Consider the following 21,769-nt stretch of genomic DNA (forward strand, 5'->3'; position numbering starts at 1 on the left):
GAGTTTGGCGGAATCTTCATGATTCTGTATGAAACTTGGCACCAACTCCATTCTGGAGAGGGGCTTGGCATCCATAGCTGCTCATCGTCTGGTCAATGATGTAAATACTGTTTTGGTTTTTTAGCGAAGTGTTCGCGATTTTATCGCGAACAAGGCAAATGCAAACGACGATAGTCGCGGAACAGCAATGCTGATCCGCGCTTGAGGAGGCAGCAACGCCGATGGCGGAGCGGTTTTGCGCGGTTATGATGCACTTTTTATCGCAGATAAAAAGTGGAACATAACCAGCGCAATAGGATATGTACTGGTTATTTTGGATTTGTTAACGATTTTTGTAACAATGAAAACCCTTGGGAGAGTAAGGCGACGGCCGTCGCCTTACTCTCCCAAGGGTTTCAGCAATTGATTTTATATTTGTATATTATCTATTTTTGGGAGGTGATTGAATGGGAAAGACAGTAACAAAAGAAAAACGTTTGCAGAAATCTCACGAACGAGTGGATAAACTGTTTAACTGGGCAGAAAATGAAAAGTTCTCTAATTCGAGGAAAAAGAAGAACGGTTTGAGCAAAACGAGTTATACCGGATACCGAGAAAAAATGCATGCATTGGTTAATAAGTATTCGGAAAAGTTTGGCGAGTATGAGATAGTCAAATTTGAAAAGGAAAAAATGATGCAGCTCATACGCGAAGAATTCACAAATTCATTCACGCAAAAAGCCTATACACATGCGGCGGATTTTTTCACAAAAGCAAGTACCCAATCAACCGTTTTTAAAGCACCGGTCGTGTTATTGGATAAGCGAAAAATGGAGGAATACTGGCAGACAAACGGAATCTACCGCCGGGCGAAAGATTCAACGGTCTTAAAGGCAACCCATGACGATTGCAAAGCAGTCATCGAAGAATTAAAACAAAGCCATTCTCCTTACAAGAGTCAGGCAATTTTGGCGATTGAATTGGGGCGCAGAATCGGTTCCAGGATTGAAGGCGCATTAAGCCTTCGGGGAAAGGACATCGTACTTAATACTGATGGAACGGCAACTGTTCATTTAAATGAAAAAGGAAATTTGGATCGATGGGTTCGAATTACTAATCCGGAGGATGTCTTATATCTTGAAAAATTAAAAGGAAGATTGAAAAAACAAGACCAGACGGTCATGAACCCGTTGCATTATCGAAGTGGGATTCATGCGACCAACCTTATGAACCAAGATAAGGCGGCAGAGAGATTAGCAAAAGTCACACAATCGGCTGCCATTCGTGCCGGATTATCCAATCCGGCACGGAAAGATGAAGCGGGATTTTCGATTCATTCAGCCCGGAAAACCTTTTGTCAAACGCAGGTGGACCATTATTCTGAAATGTCGAAACGGGAATTGCATGGTGAATTGGACCGTCGGATAGAAGAACAGGAAAAACGAATCGAGAGATTAGAAAAAGAAAATTATTCGTTTACAAGCTTTCGCGAAAAATATCAAGCAGCCCTGGAACGGGTCAACTGGGTCAATAAAGCACAGGGTATTCGTAGAACTACAAAGGAAAGGGATCTTAATCATAAAGAATTATGTTTGCTCCTAGCTTCGTTCGATAGCGGACATTTTAGGGTAGATATTCTTCGATTTTATTCACAGTATTTTCCGGCAACGAAAAAACCAAGGGATTAATTCTATATTAAAGTAGTATCTTCTAACGCTCTCTTTTTTGAATCATGCTGAAACGCTCAGCTTAAATAATACAAATTTTTTTATTATGATCAATTTAATCGGTCGTACTAAAAGAAAATGGCTCCAATTCTTAAACAAGCCGTTTCACTGGCTATGCCCTTTGCAGTAAGTAAAAAGGATCGGCACTTGACCCCTTTTACTTTTTTTCTGATAGGATAAATCTCTTATAGTCTAAAAAACCTATTGCAGACTTTATGTCCTCCTTTGATTTTAGAGATACATCCAAATCATAAATTAAACGAAATATTTCTGGATATCTATTAATTGTAATATAAATTCCTTCAAGCTCATTTTCCTCCATAAATTCCAATTCTTTCATTATTTTATTCCTTATATTCTTTTGTTCAGTTTGTATTAGTTTTAAATCGGATTGTACTTCTTTTAATTTATTTCCGTCAATCCAATTAATTTCATTAAACACTTTGTCATTAAAATCAACATTTAACGCTTGTAATATGTCAAGTATTTTAACATCATCTGGTTGCTTTATTTTACCATTTTCTAAATTGGAAATATATCCAGCTGAAGTGTTTACAGCCTCTCCAAGATCACGGGTTGACATTCTTTTTTCTTTACGTTTTGTTTTAATGAATTCTCCTAAATCCATAATCTTCATCTCCTTCCTTATATTTTATATGTATTTGCACTTGATTTTCAAACAGGTTAAACATATAATCCTTATGAAACGTCCGAAACGTTTCAAGTGTATCACAAATTATTATCCACATTCAATTATACAAGGAGGAACTCAAAGTGTACAAGTCGTCTCAAAATGACCAGAAAATGTATGAAGAAGTCTATCATGTTCTTCGTAATATGAAAATTGGACATTCAGCCAAATGGCGAGGCACCACTATTGAAAGGATTGAACCAGGTGGCAATTTCAAAATGAATGATGGTTTAAATGAATACTACCACTGGCATCCACATATGGCTGCAATCATTGTTATTTCGCTTTGTGAAAAGCTCCCACTAGGACAAGTCCAAGAAGTTAATTCTTAACGAATGGGGGGTTTAGGTGTCAAATCATGATTAGCACAAAAGTTTGGTGTGAATTTTGCTGCAAAATCATTTGGCGGTGGGATATGGTACCTGTTATCCCACCAAAATCGGACAAATTTTAAATGTGTGTTTTCGGGAAAAGCGGTTTTTGAATGGCATGTAAATCGTGTAAAACAAAAAAAATCTTGAAAATGCTGTTAATCCCTTTGTTAGAAAGTGGAACTTCTATACGAACTAAATTAAAAGGGCAGTCGTCCTAAATGATCAGAAGGCTTTTCAAAATTAAAAGGTATATTCGGGGGGAAATAACAGAAAGATCTTTTTGAAATAGAGACATCCCCTCCCGGCTTTTTCATTATAAACATCAAGAGTGCATAGGAGGAAAACAAAATGAAAACCATTTTTGAATTACCCGATGTTTTGGAGGTAAAGGATATTCAAAACTTTTTAAGAATTAGTCGATGTCAAGCATATAAGCTGGTAAAGACTAATTCCTTCCGTGTAGTGAAAGTTGGAAAACGAATTCTTGTTCCAAAAAAGTCCTTTCTAAACTGGTTTGACGGCGGAAATCATTCTGACTGATTTATAGAGCATTAACTTTATAAATCTCAATTAAAGGTTTTGATCGATTAAGAGGAATGGATAGCCTGTTCCTCTTTAAAAAAACACAAAATACAAACATTATTTAAAACAATATCTTAAGGCACCTGAAGGGTTTCGCACCTAAAGTAATATTGAATTATAATTATAATAGGTGCAAAAACTGCTTGGTGTCCAGCTAAAAATGGAGGAGAAAAAAATGGCTGGCTACCCTAAAAAAGATTCAAAAAATGGAACATATTATTTTGTGCTAGAGGCAGGTAAAGATACTTCCGGAAAACGTAAAAGAGTAAAAAGAAGTGGATTTAAGAAAATCAACGAGGCTAAAGCTGCTATGGCAGAGTTGATGCTCGAATTAAAAAAGGGCAATTCTCCGATTGAAAAGGAAATGTCTGTGCATGATTACTTAAATTTCTGGCTTGACAACTACGCAAAAACTAACACAAAACCCAAAACATTCGCGGAATATGAAAAAATCATCAAAACACACATTCAACCTTCGCTTGGAAAAATCAATCTTTACGCTTTAACAAGCATTCGTGTGCAACAGTATTATGCTGAAAAACTTGAGGTTTTGTCATCACAATCGGTTCTTCATCATCATAGGGTCTTGACAAAGGCATTAAATGATGCCGTTGACTGGGAATTTTTAAGTAGAAACGTAGCAAAAAAGGCAAAACCCCCAAAACCTCTAAAACGTGAGATGAAAACCCTTTGCGCCGATCAACTGAATATTTTAGTTGAAACAGCCAAAGAAGTAACACCAATCTATTTTCCGATTATTTACACTGCAGGTCATACAGGCATGCGAAAAAGCGAATTGATGGGTCTGTCTTGGGAAAATGTAGATTTAAAAAACAGCAGACTTTATGTCCGCCAAACAATCACCGAAGCAAATGGGAAGTATTTTATCAATAAGCGCCCAAAAAACGGGATTGCCAGAGGGATAAAATTAACTGTTGAGAATACAAAACTGTTAATGAACCTTAAAGTTCAGAATGATGAACTGCGGAATGCCCTTGGGGAAACATATAATCCCTTGAATTTGGTTTTTTGTAATTCAGCTGGAAACATCATGGCTCCCTCCGAGATAACCAGGGCATTGAAGCGTGCATTGAAAGTAGCAAACCTTCCAGACATCAGGTTCCACGATGTACGTCACTCACATGCGACAATTTTATTGCAAGCCGGCATCCATCCGAAAATTGTCAGCGAACGCTTGGGGCATTCAAAAGTAGGCATTACTTTAGATCTTTATTCACATGTAACAGCCACCATTCAAGATCAAGCGGTAACAGCCTTAAACGAAGTTCTTAATTAAATATTCATTTGGCACCAAAAAAAACAGATGGCACTTTTTCGGCACTCGATAATAAAAAAAGACCGAGTGCCCTCTGGTCTATGTATGTAAGGAATTCTTCAGAACCCTTGGTATTATTGGGTTGGCGGGACTGCGTGGGAATCGAACCCACCAGACCTGGCACGCAGGTCTCAAGCAGTTTTGAAGACTGTAGAGGACACCAATACATAATTCAGCTTCATTTCTTTCAAATTAGCAAGAGGTCTCCGATTTTTAATCGTTTAACCTTAACTCTACAGTTTCTATCCTGAATATACTTTTATATTATTTCTTAAAATCGATTTCTTCCAAAGCCTGTTTCATTCTAAACTCTGCCATTTTTCTAGCTTGTTCTGGTGTGCTCCCGTAACAATTCCAAACTGTTACCTTTCCAGATGATGACCATGCTCGGTATGTATTTCCGTATTTATATACTTTGATTTTAACTTTTCCACGCCGATAATACAAAAACCAGTCCCAAGCCTCTCTAATGCAACATGGCAAAAAAATATAAATAATAATCACCTCTCTTCTCTCTTTAAACATACAGCCCCATAAGAATGTATACTTTCATAGATATTTGGATACTTTTTAGAAAAATACACTTACAAGAGGGTCCTTATTTTATTTTGTATCTCTACAAAAGCATTTTCCAAAAAAGCTGTGTTTCACGATTAATCTTCGCACTATTAACCAATTTAAAATTATTAATTTTATTTAACTCATCAGCTGTCGTATATTAATGTAGTGATTTATAACTTGGTACCTTTCAAAAACTTTAACTTATAAATTTTTAATTTAAAAATTTAAATTCACCTTCCTCCTCTTTTATAAAGAATCCGTTTTTCAGTTCTTTTTTAACTTTAGATGAATTATTAATATTATTTGAAATTCGTTCTCGTAGTTTTTCAGCATTCCTTCGTTTTGTTCGGAACGTACATTCTCTCAATTCTATTGTTATATTATGACCATAACGTAAAAATACTTCTGTATGTTGGACACTTTTTGGAAATGTATCTAGAATATGATTGAGTACAAACCATATACAATTTGCCTTTTTATAAGATTTGCTAGGAAACAACCAGATATCCAATGTGGAACTTATTTTTATCGGATACATATACATTCCTCCAAGTACCTCTTTAGAACTGCTTAGAGCACCATGAAAACTGGAGCCGTAACGAAGTAGAGACTTATCAATAAGCTTAATAGGAGACATCTCAACTAAAAAGCTCTCCACACCTTCTATTACTCTAGTATATAGAGCTCCGTTAGTATAATACTCTCCCAAAAGTAAACCTGTTTTTTCATTTATCAAATAATCTTGTCTTAATTCCATTCACTTAACCCTTCTTTCAGTTTTTATTATTGGTTTTTTCTCAAAAAAGGGGTATACTCAAATAAAGTTGGTATACCCAACTACACTTGCCCTCAAGTTACTGTCCGCCAAGACTACCAACTCGAGGGTTTGTTTATTTTATTCGTCACATTTCCCTCACCTCCTTTTCGGTTTGAGCCTATTAAAGTAGTTGTAAAAATTTTTATTCATATTAATGTTAATCAAAAAATCACCATTTTACCCATAATTGGCACGTTATAGCTCTCTTTATCCTTTTCAAATTAATCCCTACTCAGGTCCTATAAATGTTATCGATCTTTCTCCATTAGACAAGGAGCTCAAAGATTATGGTAACAATGCTTTTAAATGATATAATCCTATTTGTATCCGCTTCCATTAGCAATAAACAGAATGTCGTTCGAACTAAATTATAATTCTATAAACTGAGACTATTATACCAGTTAGTTATTTTTCTTATAAAATAAAATTTTAAATTCTTTTAAAAAATTTTTCTAAGCCCTTCTTAATTTAGACATGTAAAAATTTCATATCATTGACAAAATATATGTTTTTAGTATAATTTACTGTCGTTTTTTATTGTTGCTTAATATTTGATAATTTATCTGAGATCATAGCTTTAAAAATCTATTTTTATAACTCTTGAATCAAATTATTTAGATTTTATGAGTATATTAATATGTTTGTCATATTAACTAACATCTTAAATTAAGTACAGTTTGGATTTTTTCATAATTTCACAAATATATCATAATTTTACATTTTCTTCTTTTATTCGACATCTTTTACCTAACAGTTGGAATATACAATTATTACTTCTAATCCTAAGGGTTTCAGAACTTTTCCTCCTTTCACAAAAAAAAAACACTCACAAAACAGCATTTGTGAATGTTTAATAGTTATTAAAAAGAAATTGCCTTTAGATTTTCTTAGGATTATAAAACTGCTAGTTATATTTCGCAAACAGTTGAACCACAATAGGACCCTAGTTGATTCCATCACCTCGTAAAAAAACCCGCAATAGCTGGAAAACTCTCGTGTTCCTTCCTCATCTCGCGAAACGTAATCTCGCCATTACCTCTAATAAGCTCGAAATCCAGATCATATTCGTGACAGTTTTTGGGCATTTGCTGAAAGGTTTTTATATAGAATTGGATGGCTTCTTGCTCATTTTCAGCAAAGATAAACACAAATTCCTTCGGTTTTATCTTCAATGAGTAAATGCAAACCTTATGAATACCTAAAACATTATTTTCAATCATTTCTGCAACCTTTTGGTGGTCTGCTTGTTGCAAGTCTAATTGGGATTCGTTGTCCTCTAATGAAATCTTTTTCTCTGTTAGTAAATGGTGTATGTAATGGGCCAATGAGGTTTGTTCATATCGTAAACTATCCAGGTAAATTTCTCTCACGAACATGTGATAACCCTCGATATTCGTTATTTTAGCAAGCTTGGTCTTCGTTTTTATTGGATTGGATAGAAATACTCGTTTCCTTTAGGTCCTCAATCCTTCCTGTATGCTCGTTATAATTCACCATGATGCTTCCAACTGGACCATTTCGGTTTTTCGAGACAATGATTTCAAGGGAAGGACAGTCTAATGACTTGTCATAATACGACTCACGATATAAGAACAAAATAACATCGGCGTCTTGTTCCACACTGCCCGATTCCCGAATGTCAGACATCATCGGACGTTTTTCAGCTCTTGATTCTACTGAGCGATTGAGCTGCGCCAAACAAATAACGGGGCAATGGAAATCCTTCGCCATCGTTTTAAGGGATTTAGAGATTTCCGTGACCTGTAAATGAGAATTCCCTCCATACATTTGACCTGATTGGATGAGTGTTAAATAATCAATAAAAAGAATCGGTTTCTTGTGTGGAAATTGATTCACCATTTTCCGCGTTTTCGCTCTGATTTCGGCAATGGATTGTCCTGCCCCATCAAAAATTTGTATATGGGTTTCATTAAGATTCCCAATCACATCCGACCATTTATCCTTTTGTTTTTGACTGAGCATTCTCTTCGGGTCTCTCATTTTTGCTCGGTTAATGCCCCCTGTCGAAGCGATTAATCGGGATGTGATCAGCCTTTCCGGCATTTCTAAGGAAAATATGAGTGGCAGATATCCTGCCCAGCCCGTCATTTTGGCAAAATGAAGCATTACATCCGTTTTTCCCATGGATGGTCTGGCTGCTAGTATCGTTACTTCTCCATCCTGAAAGCCACCTGTTACATCGTCGAGCTTTTTGATGCCCGTTGTGGCACTTCTCAGCGCTACTTGATCTTCCCAAGGTGCCTCATAGATATAGGACAAGGCTTGTTGTAAAGAGGTGTGATCTACTATCTTCATTTGGTTAATTTTATCCAATTCGGCTAAGACTTTCGCAATCTCCCAATCATTCATGGCTGCAACGGTCAGGATATTTCTCTTTTCCCGTTCCTTCCATTGATCAAGAATGAGCTTTTCTATTCCTTCAAATTTATCCAGATCCGCAAATGATAACAATTCCGACAGGTACGACATTCCACCGAATGATTCGAGATCGGGTAAGGTTGTCAATGAAATCAAATCCACATTTTTCCCCTCTCGGTTTAACTCCACCATTCTACACATTAATTCTTTATGCCGCCCACTTTCTAGTTGTTCTGGTAGTACTGCGGTATCCTTAAGTAAATATTCTGCCTTCATTAAGCTCCCTAAGAACGCTTTTTCTACCAAACTCATTATTCTTCACCCGCCGTTAGATTGATTTCAAATCCACTTGGAATTTGTCTTCCGGTAGGATACGAGTTAGTAGATTCCCTATGCTTTGGTATAGGCTTTTGGTTCTCCTGATAGGAATCTATTTCCTCCACAGTCAGTAAGGATTCATTTTCCCAGTTCTTTAGAATCCCAATGATGTAACTCAGCCTTCGCTTGTTATTTGAACAGGCAATATTCATTGCTTTTATAATCACATCTTTTGGATGTAGGAAGCTAGAATCATCTAACCAAGTTAACAGCTGCTGTTTCGCATTGATGTTCGTAAAACCAAATCCATTGTCATCCCAACACTCAATGATTTCTTTCACATCTTTTACTTTTTGATGATTCACTATGTCTGGACGGTTCTCTGTGTTTGGAGAAGCAGCTTGTTGTTGTTGTTTTTCTTTTTGTCCACCTGTCGTATGAAACATATCTTCCATTTCATCACATTCAGGGTCTAGGTATGTATCATTTTCATCTTGGTCGCCCATGTCATGGTCGAAACACATCTCTTCTTGTTCACAAAATGTTTCAAATCGACTGCAAATTTCTTGTTTATGAATGGATTCTGCCACATATGGAATTAGTGATCGATCTTGGACCTCTTTTAATTCGGCATCAATACAATCCATCACCGGTTTTCCACCTTTATTCAGGTTATAGAGCCCCCAGTTTTTAATTGCGATTTCTCTCGTTTCAGGATTGTAACGGATCAACTTGTGGTGCCGGATGAATCGGTCCATTAATGAATGCACCGTCTCAATGGAATAGCCCAAATCAAACGCCATTTGTTTTTTCGTGATTTTATAGATTCCAATTTGCGTTGTATTTTGATTCGTCAAAAGATAAAGGTAAAAATACTTATCCTCCACAGACATCTCTTCTGAAACAATCGGATCCTGCCAAAAATCAGTACGGATGATTCTAAATTTTGCCATGTGCAACCCCAGCTTTCTTTTTATAAATTCCTTCGTACTTGATATATCAATAAATAAAGATAAAGGTCATATGTTTTTCGACAGAAATTGAAAATTTTATGACATTCCTTCCTTTCTAGGATTTATAAAAAATTCTGTGCCTTCAGCACCTCTACCATATCGAGATTTGCGGTCTAAAGCGAACCACCTTTTTTCTAATTTGAGGGCATTTTTAGAGTTAAACGACAAAAAACGCCTTCAAATTAGATATTTGAAGGCGTTTTTTGCCATTTATGGTGTATTTTATAGCTTTTTGTGTGAAGGCGTTTATTTTCTTAGGTTAGGTGAATATAACTGTTTTCCTATTACTGCAGTTAGTTGGAGAAAAAAGTTCTACTTGTCGCTTGCTTTTTTGTGGTGACTTAAGCCGCATATTCGTCATTCACTACATCTGGATTGTTCTCTATGTTTGGCTGAAAAGCTTCTTGTTGTTGTTGTTTTTCTTTTTTATTTTCTTTTTCTTTTTGTCCCCCTATCGTATAACGGTACGTGAACCTGTCGTCAACTTCTCCACATTCAGATTCGAAATAAGCATCATTTTCATCTTGCTCGCTTGTGTTGAACCACTTAAAAATAAAATAGTCCCTTTCACACAAGTTTTTGTACTGCACGCCAAAAGTTAGAGTGAAATCTGACTTTTGGGGGTGCAGTACATACTTGGCAGCCTATTTTTGTTTATTTTTTTGCCCTGATAAATCAAAAAAATGAGTTTCAGTTTCACCATTCTGCAAAAAAATGCTATAAATGCAATTTTTTAATCAATTCGAGTCTTTGAAGATCGACGAGTCATGGTTCATTCTGAGAACCCTTCATCACTTTCGCCTGATTTTTGGCACGATACATCGCCGCGTCCGCATTTTTAATCAGTTCCTCAACCGTGTCCCCATCTTCTAGGGAAAATGCCACACCTATACTCGCTGTAATGAAAATGGGTTGGCCAGCAATGATAAATGGTTCAGAAATTACTTCCTTGATCCGCTCCACTAAAAGAGTAAAATCAGCCCGGCCTACAATATTTGTTTGAAAAACCGTGAACTCATCACCACCCCAACGAGCGACAAAACCCTTGTCTCCAACTGCGAATGTCAACCTTTTTGCCGCTTCTATAAGAAGTTGATCTCCAATATCATGACCAAAAGTATCGTTGACGTGTTTAAAACCATCCAAATCAAGTAACATCAGCCCGTGTAAATCATTTTTAGATTCTTCTAAAAGCTGGCTAAGACGTCTCTTAAACAACCGCCGGTTTGGCAAATCGGTTACGCTGTCGTGGTAAGCAAGGTAGGCAATGGTCTCTTCAGCTTCTTTACGTTCTGTTATGTCTTGCCCAACACCAATGGTTTGTACGATTTCTCCAGATCGGCCGCGGATATATTGAGCTGTCGTCTCATACCATCGATATTCCCCATTTTTATGCCGAACACGACCAGTAAATCGTACCGTATCTTGATCGATAAACACCGAAACTCGATGCTCTAGAAATTTTTTATTGGTATCTGGGTGGTTAAAAGATGCTGCGGGTTTCCCAATAACTTCTTCTGGAGTATATCCAAGTAATGCCTTCACATTAGGAGAGATATAAGTGAAAACTCCCTCTGCTGAAATCGAAGAGATAATGTTTAAGGATTTTTCTGAAATTAACGAGAACATTTGTTGAATATCTGATATTTCCTGCATTTTCAATAGACTCCGATTAAATTTTGATTTTATCATTATATTTCATCTTCCTATGTAAAAGCAAAGGGTATTTTTATCGAAAACAGACACTTTTTTCAAAAAGCTTTCATAACCTTTCGGAATGGAAGAACTATTTTTTTATTATGTAGTTATATTAACACTCTCATTTTGAATCATTAATTAAATACTATTAAAAACAACTTAAAAAACTCTTAACTAAAAAATCCCTCGAAAATGGAGAGATTATTAAGATCTTTTCATGTTTCTCTTCCAAGCACTGATTCATTTATATTGTTCTTATTTAACACAAAGTGGAAGAAAAAGGAATGCCGAAACAGTCCTTTTGTTGTTTTACTAAAGACTCTTTTGTATAAGTGGAATTCTTCACCATCTTACAATTTTAATATCTTAAACAATAAAGGATCGTCAATAATTGACGATCCTATTGCTAACTTGGAACCTAATATTATAATACTTTTAGGGAGATTCGATAGTAACCTTTCATTTATTATTTCATCTTTTGACTTTGTATTCTTCCATAATAATTTTAATAATTCTATATGTCTCTTCAGCTATTTTTTTGTTAGTATTCTTATTGCCATCATAAGTAATTAAAGCCTTCCATAAAGCCCAACCTCTTGCTCTATTCCAAGTTTCTTCATCCATTTTCAATGTTGTCTTGAATACCTTCCTACTAGTGTCATCAAAAAATGTCCATGCCATTGCAGCATCACAAGAAGGATCTCCGACACCTAATACACCGAAATCAATAACCGCACATAGTTTTCCATTTTTCACCAGGATATTTCCTGGTGCTACATCACCATGAAGCCATACTGGATCTGAATCCCATTTAGAATCTAAAGACAACTCCCATATCTCTTTCAATAAAAGTTCATTGAAAATTTCTTTATTATTTTCAATCGCATTTTTAGACTGTTCATTATAAACTGCTAAATCTCCACCCCTATAAAAATTATGAATACCTGCAACAGGACCTTCACTCGCGTCAATAGACTGCAGCTCTACTAAAAATCCCCCTAAATCTTTGGCAAATTGATTAAGATCAACTATATTTTCGAGGGTCACTGTCTCGCCTTCCACCCATTTGTAAATGGACCAAGGGGATGGATAATCCTTATTAGGTTTACCTTTAGCAAGTGGTATAGAAATCGGTAGGGAAAGTTGCTTAGATAAAACAGACAGCCATTTATGTTCTTTCTCAACTTGAGGAACATACCATTCTGCACTTGGCAACCTTGCAATCATATTCTCACCTAAATGAAAAGTTCTGTTATCGTGCCCGCCATTTTTTACTGGTTTTATTTCTAAATTGGACCACTCTGGAAATTGCTCTTTTATTAAATTTCGAACTAAATCTACATTAATATTAAACATGATCTTTGATTACCCCTATTTTTCGATATTTGGGGAATTGCGTTGTCGTCTGGGCTAATTACGCGTTATCCCCTCATATTTATGCCCAAATAGATTTACTTTACTTATCATAAATACCGCCACCTTTTTATTACATATGTAAACTATTCTAGCTTATTCAATATATTTCCTTTTAACTAAAATAGCCACGGTAGCAGAGTAAGAAAAAGCCACCAATATGGCAGTTCAGCTCTTTAACTCTTGCTAACCTTTAGTTTAAGTGTAATACCTCAGAATTTCTTTAGATTCTAGATAATCGTTTTACAAACACTTTCTCTACACGTCCAAACATTAAATATTAATTTTCACGAGAACTGATATGATTTAAAATTGTATTATATTCTTGGTCACTAATAATCCCTAGCAGTTTACATAGGGAGGTATTTAATAAGATTTTTTTCTTTGTTCGTTTAGATCGAGACATTCTTATCAACTCTCCTTTATTTTTATTATATTTTACTCCGTTAAAAAGTTTCCTTAAACCAATAAAAATTTCCGAAGGAAAAAGTATTGCCTATATAAAAATAAATATAAACTCGCATGAGAATTATGGTTTTTTGGTATTTTAACTGTTATTCAGCTAACCTACCCCCTTACCGCAATATGTTACTATTTGATTTACTGTTTTCGTCTTCCCCGCTCATTCTTGAATAGGGTTCTATATTTTTGGGGCATAAAAAACAGACTCCAAAATGGAGTCTGTCACTTATTAGTAAATTAAGCTTTACGAACATTAGCCGCTTGAGGTCCACGGTTACCTTGCTCAACGTCAAAAGTCACTGATTGTCCTTCTTCAAGAGTTTTGAAGCCTTCGCCTTGGATAGCTGAGAAGTGAACGAAAACATCTTCTCCACTTTCACGCTCGATGAATCCGTAGCCTTTTTCACTGTTAAACCATTTTACTTTACCATTTTCCATTTTTGATTTCCTCCTATTAATCTCTGCCTACCACTTCAGGGTCCCCGAACTGACGCTGATTCTGGTTAAGAGTGCTTATTTGATTTAGCTCTTCTTGAGTAAGTTCAAAATCAAAGATATCTGCATTTTCAGCAATACGATGTGGTTTGATTGATTTTGGAATCGTCACCACGCCTGTTTGAATATCCCAGCGTAGGATCACTTGGGCAGCAGACTTCTTGTATTTGTTTGCAATCTCAACTAAGACTGGATCGTTAAGAAGACTACCTTGCATAAGGGGTGACCAGGCTTCAAGCTGGATTTCATTCTTTTTACAAAAATCATGTAATTCCTTTTGATTAAAGACTGGATGATATTCCACTTGGTTGACCATCGGTTTAATTTCACAGTTTGCAAGAAGATCTTCGAGATGGTTAACATTAAAATTACTGACTCCGATGGCACGGACGCGCCCATCCTTATAAAGTTTCTCAAGTGCCTTCCATGTCTCAACATATAATCCTTTAGAAGGGACTGGCCAGTGAATTAAATAAAGGTCTAAATAGTCTAATCCTAATTTGTTCAAACTTGTTTCAAAAGCCGCCAAGGTAGACTCATAGCCTTGATCGCCGTTCCAGACCTTTGTTGTCACAAATAACTCTTCACGTGGTACGTTCGATTCAGCTATCGCTTTACCTACTCCCTCTTCATTTCCATAAATAGCAGCAGTATCAATGCTTCTATACCCGACCTCAAGGGCAGTCTTTACTGAATTAACTACTTCCTCCCCTTCTTGTACTTTGAAAACACCGAATCCCAGCCAAGGCATTTTTACCCCATTATTTAACGTAGTAGTACTTAATAAATTTTTTGTCATACCTCTCTCTCCTCCTATCATTTATAAAAAATTATAACTCTACAAAATTTCTCCACTGATGAACAGGCTGCCAATTTAATAGTTTTTTAGCCTTTTCGTTACTTAACAACGATTGAAACTCTGATAAATCACTGCGGAAATCTTTCACTTCTGGAAAACATGTTTCCATAAGCAGCTTGCTCTCAATTTCCATACTCGAATCATCTGCAGCAATACATAGTGGAACCGAACCTAGTCCGTCTGTTTCAACTGCTAAACGATAAGCAGATGCAGCATCTCTTGTGTCAATGTAACTCCAAAGAATCGTTTTCCTTAATTCTGGCTTATGTATAAAACTAGGAAAATTTTTATACATTTCAGGGCTGATGACATTTCCTAATCTCATAGATACAACCTGCATACCCGTTCTTTGGTGAATCATATCCGCGGTTTTCTCATTTACTATTTTCGATAACCCATAACTGTCTTCAGGCAGCTGTGGGTGTTCCTCATCGATTGGTACATATTTCGGTGCTAAATTTTGTCTAGAAAAAACAATGCCATAGGACGATTCACTCGAGGAGATCACCGCCTTTTTAATCCCTAGACTTCCTGCCGCTTCTAAAATATTATAGGTACTCATCACATTATTTTGGAATGTTACTTCGTTTGGATGAGAGTAGGCAACGGGTATGGCTGCCAGATGGACAACCGCATCGGCTCCTGCTAAGACGCCATACACTTCGCCAAGATTGGTTAAGTCTGTAATCACAGTTTGACAAAGCGCTTCTTTTGGATGCTTCATATCAGCATTAACCACTTCATACCCATGATTTATAAATTCTCTTATCACATCTGGACCAAGAAGGCCACTACCGCCTGTTACCACTACTTTTGGCATTTTCATACCCCCTATTTACACTTCCACAGCTTGTGGATGCTGATCGGATACCAATTCTAAGTCTGCAGCCCGTGCATTTAATTCAACTTGTTCTACATTTTTACACCCAGGGATGACACTCGTAACAGCTGGATGCTTTAGGCACCATGCAAGTGCCCATTGAGCCATATTAACTCCTTCTGGGACTTCATTTCGTTGAATTTCTTCAACTAGTTTAAGCTGTTTGAACACTTCACTTTGTAAATGGTTATTCCGAACATCGTTTTGATCAAATACTGCACCCGGCTTATATTTGCCGCTTAAATACCCGCTGGCTAATGGAACCCGAGCCAGGACCCCAAGATTTTGCCGTTCACAGGAAGGAAAAACCTGTTCCTCTGGTTTACGGTCTAAGCGGTTATACACCACCTGGATCACACTGGCATTGACTTCCGTTGCTAAGTCCGTTTGGTAGATGTTCTCGTTTGAACCGATTGAAATTCCTAGATGACGGATTTTCCCTGCCTCGATCTGCTTGTCCAAAGCCGTCCATAATTCTTCATTTTGAAAGACGTCATCTCCGCCGGAATGAAATTGATAGATATCTACATAGTCTGTTTGAAGAGCTCTTAACGAATCGTCTAACTGTTTCACTACTTCCGCAGCGGACCAATGATTGGTACGCGTAAAGGAATCATGGAAATGGTGGCCGAACTTGGTGGCGACGATCCAATCCTCCCTTTTTTGGTTTTTCAAATAATTGCCGATAAATTTTTCAGAAAGGTGATCACCGTAACATTCGGCTGTATCAATCAAATTAATTCCCATTTCCTTGGCCTTGTCTAAGATTTCATCTACTTCTTTTTGTGTGAAATCTTTTCCCCATTCGCCGCCATATTGCCAGGTACCGATTCCAACAACCGAAACGTTTAAATCTGTTTTTCCAAGCTTACGGTATTTCATTTGTTTCATCTCCCTCTCTTTCAGTATGTATAGAAAAAACGTTTACAAAAAAAGTATACGTTTTCTTTTTTGGAACAACAACCACTGAAATATTTTTGATATAATAACCTATATGTTACTTACTATGAAATTTATAGTTTCTATAAATTAGAAAGAGGTAGACTATGAGCGAAGTAAAGGAAACGGTACCCTTAGAAATTGAATGTTCCATTGAAAAGGCACTTAGTGTAATTGGAGGAAAATGGTCTTTTCTTGTATTAAGAGAGTTATTCGAAGGAGTAAAGCGGTTTGGAGAATTACAAAAAGCGATTTCAAATATAAGTCCAAAGGCCTTAACCGATACTCTAAGACATTTAGAATCCAATGGTGTTTTAAACCGGACTGTTCACGCTACAGTACCCGTAACCGTTGAATATTCACTTACAGAAAAAGGACAATCCTTACATACTATCATAAAAGAAATGAAATACTGGGGTTCCTACTGGGCGTAGCATTACCCATCAGAGAAAACTCCATCGAGAATTACCTCTTAGTTAGGTAATTAATAAAAAATGAATGATGGATTTATAAAAAAACGCTTAGGAATAGGAACTGACCTATCGATGGCAAGAGGCAACGGACACTCCGCTGCCTCTTCACTATTTCACCCGATCGTTTAAGAAGAAATCGTTAAAGTTGTTGGTCTAAATCATTTATCCCATTCAATATTTATCTGATTTTCTCCGCCAACTCTAAAATAATTCCCTCTGGACCACGAACGTAGCATAACTTATAACTTTCTTCATATTGCTGTATCTCACTAAAAATTTCTGTGCCTTTCTTTTTCAATTTTGCAACAATAGCTTCAATATCTTCAACAGCAAAGCAAATATGTCGGATACCCAATGTATTTGCAAAAGGTTGTTGAATATCTTTTTCATCTGAAGGAGAATAAAATTTGACTAGCTCTATCCATGCCTGACCATCTGGCATCCCCAATCCTACACATGCCGTTTTAACATCCTTAAGCCCAACTATTCTGTCTAACTGTTCTCCATCCAATTCCCATTCCGCTTGCACTTCAAGTCCTAAATCAAGAAAAAACGCTTTAGCCTCTGAAAGATCATTTACGTTTATACTCACATGATCTATTCTATTGATCTTCATATCTCATACCTCCTGTATTCGTGTAAGGTTTGTTTGAAATTCTAATTCGCTTAAAACAGAAAATATCCTTCTTCAATAAATCTGCACCTTTAGTTGATAGGTGGAACCCCCTACTATGAAGTTAGCTTACCTAACTCTTACAAGTTTAGTGAGACTAACAGCAAGCTATTTTACAATTTCTAATTGGTGTATAATAGAGTGAAGAAATTGTATGTTAACGGGGTGGTAATGAAAATGAAGATTTTGTTTGATGAAACTTACACTTCAAATGACGGAAAGTATACAAGCAGGAATATTTGGTATGGATATGCTGATATATCTGTTGATGGTCAGCATGGAAAAACCATTAAGCTTAATGAAGATTTTATGGTTCAATTATGCGAATTAATAAAAAATGACTTATCTAAGAATGCAGCAAATGAGCCTACTCAAACTAACTGGTATTTCTATGGAAGTGCTGTAACTAAGGACGCTATTGGAGATAATATCCGTCCGACAATTATGGTTCGCAAGAAGTCTGACGAGTTTATATCTAATTTTAATATCAGTGACCACGATTTTGCTGTCAATATTGATGCTATTCTGTTGTTTAAGGCGGATTTTGAAAAACGTTTAGCTAGTCATTGAGAAGTAATATAACTATAAGCATTTTCAAATCATTTGAGGGGATGATTTCATAATGAATTCATTCTCCTTTTTCATCTGGTGGCAGTCTTTTTGTGTGGAGAAAAAGGACATTTAATAATACAGATTGTGAATAATTACACTTAAATTAAACTGCCAATTACTGCAATAACGGTATGAAAAAAGACTGCTTGCAACAGGCCATATTTTGCGAAATACTAAAGGATCCATTCATTTTATTTATAGATGGATTGAATGATTTGAATTAAACTAAGAATTAAGCCCAAAATTGTTCCTATCACTTCACCAAACAATTATTATAGTAACTCTTTTAACCCATTTATTTGACATTTCTTAACAAGAAAAGCGATTGCTCTTATTGAACAATTTCCCCCGTTAGCTTAAGTACAAAATTTCACAATCTTTCTTTCTTGGATAAAAACTATTACTAAAAGTATTATTTTGTGTAAATATTCTAATTATGTAATAAAGCTTACTCAAAGAGTAAGCTTAACCTCTATAAACACTATCACATGTTCCAAGTTTTGGTTCATAAAAACAATGTTCTTTAAATTGACCTGTATGAGGTTGACCATACCATGTTGGTGGGCATGGAGCATGTGGATTAAAATACCAAAGAGCATATTTCGCAGGATGAACTCTCCAACCATTTATATTTTGTTGTGCTAATCTTCTTTCAGAAGTTCTTGATCTTTGATAAAAAACATTCCCTTTTTGCACTGCTTCAAATGAATAATTTCCTCCTTGTATTTGAAATATTACATCATGAATATTGTTTACATCTTTGAAATCTAAGCATTCTGCAACAACACGATTTATTATTACATTTCCAACATATAACATTCCTTGCTTTCCTTCGCCTTCTGCTTCTGCTCTCATCATTCTTGCCATTTCATCTACTTCATGACTTCTAGCCCTTACTCTTGCCATTTCAACACCTCCCAAAAATATAGTATGAAAAAAAGCCTGCATCAATGTCATTATTTATATAATAAGAATGCTTAGTTACTTTTCTGCAACTATACTCCCTGTTACTAGAATAAGAAAAAAGCGATCCCTCATTATTGAAGCATCGCAACCCGTTACTTTAAGTGTAATCCTTCACAGTCTTCTATTAAAAAGAGTTAAATAAAAAAGATAACATTCTGATTAACCATTAGTTAGAATAAGAAATAAGCGTCTTCATTTATTTTGGAAACGCCTGTTTTTTAGAAAATGATATATTCTGTGTACTCTTATATCAGCAATTTTAAATAATGATAGTGATGATTCTGATGATAAGATCAGGATTATTTTTGATTAAGGTGAATGCCCCGTTTATTACACTGTCCCCTTTTAGGGGACAATGAAAACAATGTTCACTTCTTGTTATTTTTTTTATGAGGATAAGAATGTTTACTGTTAATCAATCCTCTTAAATCTCCTCGAAATAATGCGTCTTTCATTTCACGAATACTAAATGGAATAAAAGGAGATAAATAGGGAACACCTATTGATTTAAGCGATGCCATGTACAAAATTAATAAAAGGAATCCGATAAGAATGCCTGTGAATCCCAAAAAATATCCAATCCAGATAAAGACAAGACGCAGTAAGATTAAAGAACCCCATAAACCACCGCTAGCAATATGTATACTAGTCAAAAAGTTCACACCGACCACGATCATTGTTAATGGGTGTATGATTTTAGCATAAATGGCTGTCTCGCCAATCGTGATGGTGCCAACTAGCGTAACAAGAAGAGTGGTATTTTTCGGAATTCGTAAAGTGGCCTCAAGAAGAGAATGAAAAATAAATAGGATAAACAAAACTTCCCATACAAAAGGTACTAGTGTATCAGAATTTGTAAATAACTTTTTGTCAAATGAAGAAGGAAACCAATTTGTATGAAACCGAGTTATGGCTATATAAATAGCAGGTAATAAAAGGGCTAAAAGCCAACTGAACATTCGAAAAATCCGTATTCCAAAACGCCCAGCTTTTGAATTGTATTCATCTGGTTGCTGAAAATAATGGATAAATAAACAAGGCACAATCAATACAAAAGGTAAGCCATTTACAACAATGACTACTCGTCCCTCATATAAGGCGGATACAGTTACGTCAGGACGCTCGGATGTAAAAACTAAGGGGAACAACGTTTTTTTTTCCTCCAAAGCGTCTTCAATTACACGAGCTTCCAATAAATACGTGACATCGATCCCATTCATTTTCTTTTTTACTTCTTCGAGTACCTTTTCATCGACATATCCATCTATAAAGAGTAATGCTACATCTGTTTGGGATTCAATTCCAATTTGAAACGATTCAATTTTCAATTTCTGCGTCTGGATCATATTCTGCAAAAGGTTTAAATTCACCTTCAATTGTTCATTAAACCCCACCATGCTGCCCTTAATTGTTCGTTGGGTATCAGGTTCTCTCAAAGATCTTTTTTGCCAATTTGCGACATCTGCAAGAATTCCCTGATTAAATTCATCTATTAGTACCAAACATTTACCTTTTATTAAGCCGTTTATAATTTCATTGATAGAAGATTCAACTGTAACGTCAATGATTGGAAGATGATCATTTATAACAGACTCAATACTCTCCATGCTCGACATTTTTAATAAAGGAGCTAATATATTCTCTTGAATGATTTGGATATTTGTAATTCCATCCATATAGATAATGGCAGCTTTTCTTTTTAAATCTTCCCCGACGTTTAACTTTCGTATTTTTAGATTGGACCCCCCCTTAAATTGTTCTGATAAAACTTTTAAATCTTTATTTAAACTCATGGATAAGGTTAATCTATCTTCTCTGGTCATAACTTGTTCCTTTTTATTTTTAGTATGACCTGTAGTTTATAAATTTTGCTTTATCTAATGAATACAACAACTTTTTTTACAGTCCAAACCGAATTGTTTGTTGCCTCAACTCCCATTTACTTGAATAACGGTAATAAAAAAGGACTGCCGAAACAGCCTTCCGATTGTTGTTTTACTAAAGCCTCGTTACTTTAAGTACAATTCTTCAAAATCTATTTTGTCATTAAATTAATATGGACGAAGAGTAGATTAAACAATACCTAAAAAATGAATTGTATGAAAAATAATTTTATGCTTTTTATATCAGCATATGTCACATAAATATTTATAATTTAGGTCAATACCCAAGACCTTTCTTCTCAGAATGAATATGCTCTAATGTAAAAGAGAATGAGGAGGATAATTGTGATTCCATATATACATGAATATTATAATGCTTATCCAACAGATGAAAGGATTTATCCAGGCATTGGTCTGGGTGGGCCAGGATCAGGTTATGGTTTTTATCCTGGTCTGGGATTTGGTGAACCTGGACTAGGTTTGTGGTTTTATCCAGGCATTGGATTAGGTGGACCAGGCTCAGGTTTTGGTTATTTTCCTGGTCTCGGTTTTGGAGCACCTGGCATTCCACATCCATACCCACCATACCCAGTACATCTTCCAGCTCCACCACAGCCGCCACAGGGAGTGCAACTTCCA

General features: G+C 35.9%; 23 protein-coding genes and 1 pseudogene. 7 read left to right on the top strand and 17 right to left on the bottom strand.

The window, feature by feature from the left end; translation table 11 throughout:
* Window positions 1-446 precede the first annotated feature (446 nt).
* Entirely contained in the window at window positions 447-1,667 is a 1,221-nt protein-coding gene (locus CVD27_RS22720; protein ID WP_101650703.1) for a hypothetical protein, read from the top strand.
* A gap of 196 nt (window positions 1,668-1,863) precedes the next feature.
* On the opposite strand, the gene CVD27_RS22725 is transcribed toward CVD27_RS22720, so the two are convergent.
* On the bottom strand, window positions 1,864-2,334 hold the full coding sequence (locus tag CVD27_RS22725) for a helix-turn-helix domain-containing protein (protein ID WP_180960406.1): 471 nt from the start codon (window positions 2,332-2,334) through the stop codon (window positions 1,864-1,866).
* 146 nt (window positions 2,335-2,480) lie between these two features.
* On the opposite strand from CVD27_RS22725, the gene CVD27_RS22730 reads away from it, so the two are divergent.
* The 3 genes from CVD27_RS22730 (at window position 2,481) to CVD27_RS22740 (ending at window position 4,650) form a co-directional block, all read left to right on the top strand.
* Window positions 2,481-2,729 (top strand): hypothetical protein, encoded by a 249-nt coding sequence (locus CVD27_RS22730; RefSeq protein ID WP_101650710.1) that lies wholly within the window; start codon window positions 2,481-2,483, stop codon window positions 2,727-2,729.
* A 390-nt stretch (window positions 2,730-3,119) separates the two neighbouring features.
* A complete protein-coding gene (locus tag CVD27_RS22735; RefSeq protein ID WP_101650711.1) occupies window positions 3,120-3,311 on the top strand; it encodes a helix-turn-helix domain-containing protein in 192 nt (63 codons plus the stop codon).
* Between the two features lie 172 nt (window positions 3,312-3,483).
* Entirely contained in the window at window positions 3,484-4,650 is a 1,167-nt protein-coding gene (locus CVD27_RS22740) for a site-specific integrase (RefSeq protein ID WP_219621327.1), read from the top strand.
* A gap of 303 nt (window positions 4,651-4,953) precedes the next feature.
* Here CVD27_RS22740 and CVD27_RS22745 read toward each other — a convergent pair whose 3' ends face one another.
* The 13 genes from CVD27_RS22745 to CVD27_RS22800 all read right to left on the bottom strand — a co-directional run bounded on the left by CVD27_RS22745 (window position 4,954) and on the right by CVD27_RS22800 (window position 16,466).
* Window positions 4,954-5,214 (bottom strand): hypothetical protein, encoded by a 261-nt coding sequence (locus tag CVD27_RS22745; protein ID WP_101650713.1) that lies wholly within the window; start codon window positions 5,212-5,214, stop codon window positions 4,954-4,956.
* Between the two features lie 247 nt (window positions 5,215-5,461).
* Entirely contained in the window at window positions 5,462-6,007 is a 546-nt protein-coding gene (locus tag CVD27_RS22750; RefSeq protein ID WP_101650714.1) for a competence protein ComK, read from the bottom strand.
* Window positions 6,008-7,023: 1,016 nt separating this feature from the next.
* Window positions 7,024-7,443, bottom strand: coding sequence for a hypothetical protein (locus CVD27_RS22755; protein WP_101650717.1), 420 nt, complete (start codon window positions 7,441-7,443; stop codon window positions 7,024-7,026).
* 25 nt (window positions 7,444-7,468) lie between these two features.
* The gene (locus CVD27_RS22760) at window positions 7,469-8,758 is read right to left on the bottom strand and encodes a replicative DNA helicase (RefSeq protein WP_101650719.1); all 1,290 of its coding nucleotides are present in this window, start codon (window positions 8,756-8,758) and stop codon (window positions 7,469-7,471) included.
* Window positions 8,758-9,717 (bottom strand): DnaD domain-containing protein, encoded by a 960-nt coding sequence (locus CVD27_RS22765; RefSeq protein ID WP_257984462.1) that lies wholly within the window; start codon window positions 9,715-9,717, stop codon window positions 8,758-8,760. The genes CVD27_RS22760 and CVD27_RS22765 overlap by 1 nt, the downstream gene beginning before the upstream one ends.
* 401 nt (window positions 9,718-10,118) lie before the next feature.
* A complete protein-coding gene (locus tag CVD27_RS22770; RefSeq protein ID WP_101650721.1) occupies window positions 10,119-10,352 on the bottom strand; it encodes a hypothetical protein in 234 nt (77 codons plus the stop codon).
* A gap of 190 nt (window positions 10,353-10,542) precedes the next feature.
* Complete coding sequence (locus CVD27_RS22775; RefSeq protein WP_180960407.1) at window positions 10,543-11,433, bottom strand: sensor domain-containing diguanylate cyclase; 891 nt, start codon at window positions 11,431-11,433, stop codon at window positions 10,543-10,545.
* A 513-nt stretch (window positions 11,434-11,946) separates the two neighbouring features.
* Window positions 11,947-12,831 carry an aminoglycoside phosphotransferase family protein gene (locus CVD27_RS22780; RefSeq protein WP_101650727.1) on the bottom strand — a complete coding sequence of 295 codons (885 nt, stop codon included), beginning with the start codon at window positions 12,829-12,831 and terminating at the stop codon, window positions 11,947-11,949.
* A 337-nt stretch (window positions 12,832-13,168) separates the two neighbouring features.
* Window positions 13,169-13,294 (bottom strand): hypothetical protein, encoded by a 126-nt coding sequence (locus CVD27_RS28900; protein WP_257984463.1) that lies wholly within the window; start codon window positions 13,292-13,294, stop codon window positions 13,169-13,171.
* A 293-nt stretch (window positions 13,295-13,587) separates the two neighbouring features.
* Window positions 13,588-13,788 carry a cold-shock protein gene (locus CVD27_RS22785; RefSeq protein WP_101650728.1) on the bottom strand — a complete coding sequence of 67 codons (201 nt, stop codon included), beginning with the start codon at window positions 13,786-13,788 and terminating at the stop codon, window positions 13,588-13,590.
* Between the two features lie 16 nt (window positions 13,789-13,804).
* On the bottom strand, window positions 13,805-14,644 hold the full coding sequence (locus CVD27_RS22790; RefSeq protein WP_101650729.1) for an aldo/keto reductase: 840 nt from the start codon (window positions 14,642-14,644) through the stop codon (window positions 13,805-13,807).
* A gap of 31 nt (window positions 14,645-14,675) precedes the next feature.
* On the bottom strand, window positions 14,676-15,524 hold the full coding sequence (locus CVD27_RS22795; protein WP_101650731.1) for an NAD-dependent epimerase/dehydratase family protein: 849 nt from the start codon (window positions 15,522-15,524) through the stop codon (window positions 14,676-14,678).
* 15 nt (window positions 15,525-15,539) lie between these two features.
* Window positions 15,540-16,466: an aldo/keto reductase gene (locus CVD27_RS22800; protein ID WP_101650732.1), complete on the bottom strand. Its 927-nt coding sequence runs from the start codon at window positions 16,464-16,466 to the stop codon at window positions 15,540-15,542.
* 164 nt (window positions 16,467-16,630) lie between these two features.
* Between CVD27_RS22800 and CVD27_RS22805 the strand changes: the two genes are divergently transcribed.
* Window positions 16,631-16,957, top strand: coding sequence for a winged helix-turn-helix transcriptional regulator (locus CVD27_RS22805; protein ID WP_101650733.1), 327 nt, complete (start codon window positions 16,631-16,633; stop codon window positions 16,955-16,957).
* Window positions 16,958-17,174: 217 nt separating this feature from the next.
* Here CVD27_RS22805 and CVD27_RS22810 read toward each other — a convergent pair whose 3' ends face one another.
* A complete protein-coding gene (locus tag CVD27_RS22810) occupies window positions 17,175-17,612 on the bottom strand; it encodes a VOC family protein (RefSeq protein ID WP_101650734.1) in 438 nt (145 codons plus the stop codon).
* Between the two features lie 186 nt (window positions 17,613-17,798).
* Between CVD27_RS22810 and CVD27_RS22815 the strand changes: the two genes are divergently transcribed.
* A complete protein-coding gene (locus tag CVD27_RS22815; RefSeq protein WP_257984464.1) occupies window positions 17,799-18,239 on the top strand; it encodes a hypothetical protein in 441 nt (146 codons plus the stop codon).
* 507 nt (window positions 18,240-18,746) lie between these two features.
* Here CVD27_RS22815 and CVD27_RS22820 read toward each other — a convergent pair.
* Together CVD27_RS22820 and CVD27_RS22825 are read right to left on the bottom strand one after the other, a co-directional pair.
* Window positions 18,747-19,187 carry a cell wall hydrolase gene (locus CVD27_RS22820; RefSeq protein ID WP_101650737.1) on the bottom strand — a complete coding sequence of 147 codons (441 nt, stop codon included), beginning with the start codon at window positions 19,185-19,187 and terminating at the stop codon, window positions 18,747-18,749.
* A gap of 428 nt (window positions 19,188-19,615) precedes the next feature.
* On the bottom strand, window positions 19,616-21,070 hold the full coding sequence (locus CVD27_RS22825) for a spore germination protein (protein WP_101650739.1): 1,455 nt from the start codon (window positions 21,068-21,070) through the stop codon (window positions 19,616-19,618).
* 405 nt (window positions 21,071-21,475) lie between these two features.
* Here CVD27_RS22825 and CVD27_RS22830 point away from each other — a divergent pair.
* Window positions 21,476-21,769: pseudogene (locus CVD27_RS22830) on the top strand (hypothetical protein); the annotation flags it as partial.

The sequence above is a fragment of the Neobacillus cucumis genome (assembly GCF_002860255.1).
Taxonomy (GTDB): domain Bacteria; phylum Bacillota; class Bacilli; order Bacillales; family Cytobacillaceae; genus Neobacillus; species Neobacillus cucumis_A.

Bases quoted from the DNA above. Each gene is read 5' to 3' on its own strand.
- CVD27_RS22720 (WP_101650703.1), top strand. From the start codon at position 447: ATGGGAAAGACAGTAACAAAAGAAAAACGTTTGCAGAAATCTCACGAA.
- CVD27_RS22725 (WP_180960406.1), bottom strand. From the start codon at position 2,334: ATGGATTTAGGAGAATTCATTAAAACAAAACGTAAAGAAAAAAGAATG.
- CVD27_RS22735 (WP_101650711.1), top strand. From the start codon at position 3,120: ATGAAAACCATTTTTGAATTACCCGATGTTTTGGAGGTAAAGGATATT.
- CVD27_RS22745 (WP_101650713.1), bottom strand. From the start codon at position 5,214: ATGTTTAAAGAGAGAAGAGAGGTGATTATTATTTATATTTTTTTGCCA.
- CVD27_RS22750 (WP_101650714.1), bottom strand. From the start codon at position 6,007: ATGGAATTAAGACAAGATTATTTGATAAATGAAAAAACAGGTTTACTT.
- CVD27_RS22755 (WP_101650717.1), bottom strand. From the start codon at position 7,443: ATGTTCGTGAGAGAAATTTACCTGGATAGTTTACGATATGAACAAACC.
- CVD27_RS22760 (WP_101650719.1), bottom strand. From the start codon at position 8,758: ATGAGTTTGGTAGAAAAAGCGTTCTTAGGGAGCTTAATGAAGGCAGAA.
- CVD27_RS22765 (WP_257984462.1), bottom strand. From the start codon at position 9,717: ATGGCAAAATTTAGAATCATCCGTACTGATTTTTGGCAGGATCCGATT.
- CVD27_RS22775 (WP_180960407.1), bottom strand. From the start codon at position 11,433: ATGCAGGAAATATCAGATATTCAACAAATGTTCTCGTTAATTTCAGAA.
- CVD27_RS22780 (WP_101650727.1), bottom strand. From the start codon at position 12,831: ATGTTTAATATTAATGTAGATTTAGTTCGAAATTTAATAAAAGAGCAA.
- CVD27_RS28900 (WP_257984463.1), bottom strand. From the start codon at position 13,294: ATGTCTCGATCTAAACGAACAAAGAAAAAAATCTTATTAAATACCTCC.
- CVD27_RS22785 (WP_101650728.1), bottom strand. From the start codon at position 13,788: ATGGAAAATGGTAAAGTAAAATGGTTTAACAGTGAAAAAGGCTACGGA.
- CVD27_RS22790 (WP_101650729.1), bottom strand. From the start codon at position 14,644: ATGACAAAAAATTTATTAAGTACTACTACGTTAAATAATGGGGTAAAA.
- CVD27_RS22795 (WP_101650731.1), bottom strand. From the start codon at position 15,524: ATGCCAAAAGTAGTGGTAACAGGCGGTAGTGGCCTTCTTGGTCCAGAT.
- CVD27_RS22800 (WP_101650732.1), bottom strand. From the start codon at position 16,466: ATGAAATACCGTAAGCTTGGAAAAACAGATTTAAACGTTTCGGTTGTT.
- CVD27_RS22805 (WP_101650733.1), top strand. From the start codon at position 16,631: ATGAGCGAAGTAAAGGAAACGGTACCCTTAGAAATTGAATGTTCCATT.
- CVD27_RS22810 (WP_101650734.1), bottom strand. From the start codon at position 17,612: ATGAAGATCAATAGAATAGATCATGTGAGTATAAACGTAAATGATCTT.
- CVD27_RS22820 (WP_101650737.1), bottom strand. From the start codon at position 19,187: ATGGCAAGAGTAAGGGCTAGAAGTCATGAAGTAGATGAAATGGCAAGA.
- CVD27_RS22825 (WP_101650739.1), bottom strand. From the start codon at position 21,070: ATGACCAGAGAAGATAGATTAACCTTATCCATGAGTTTAAATAAAGAT.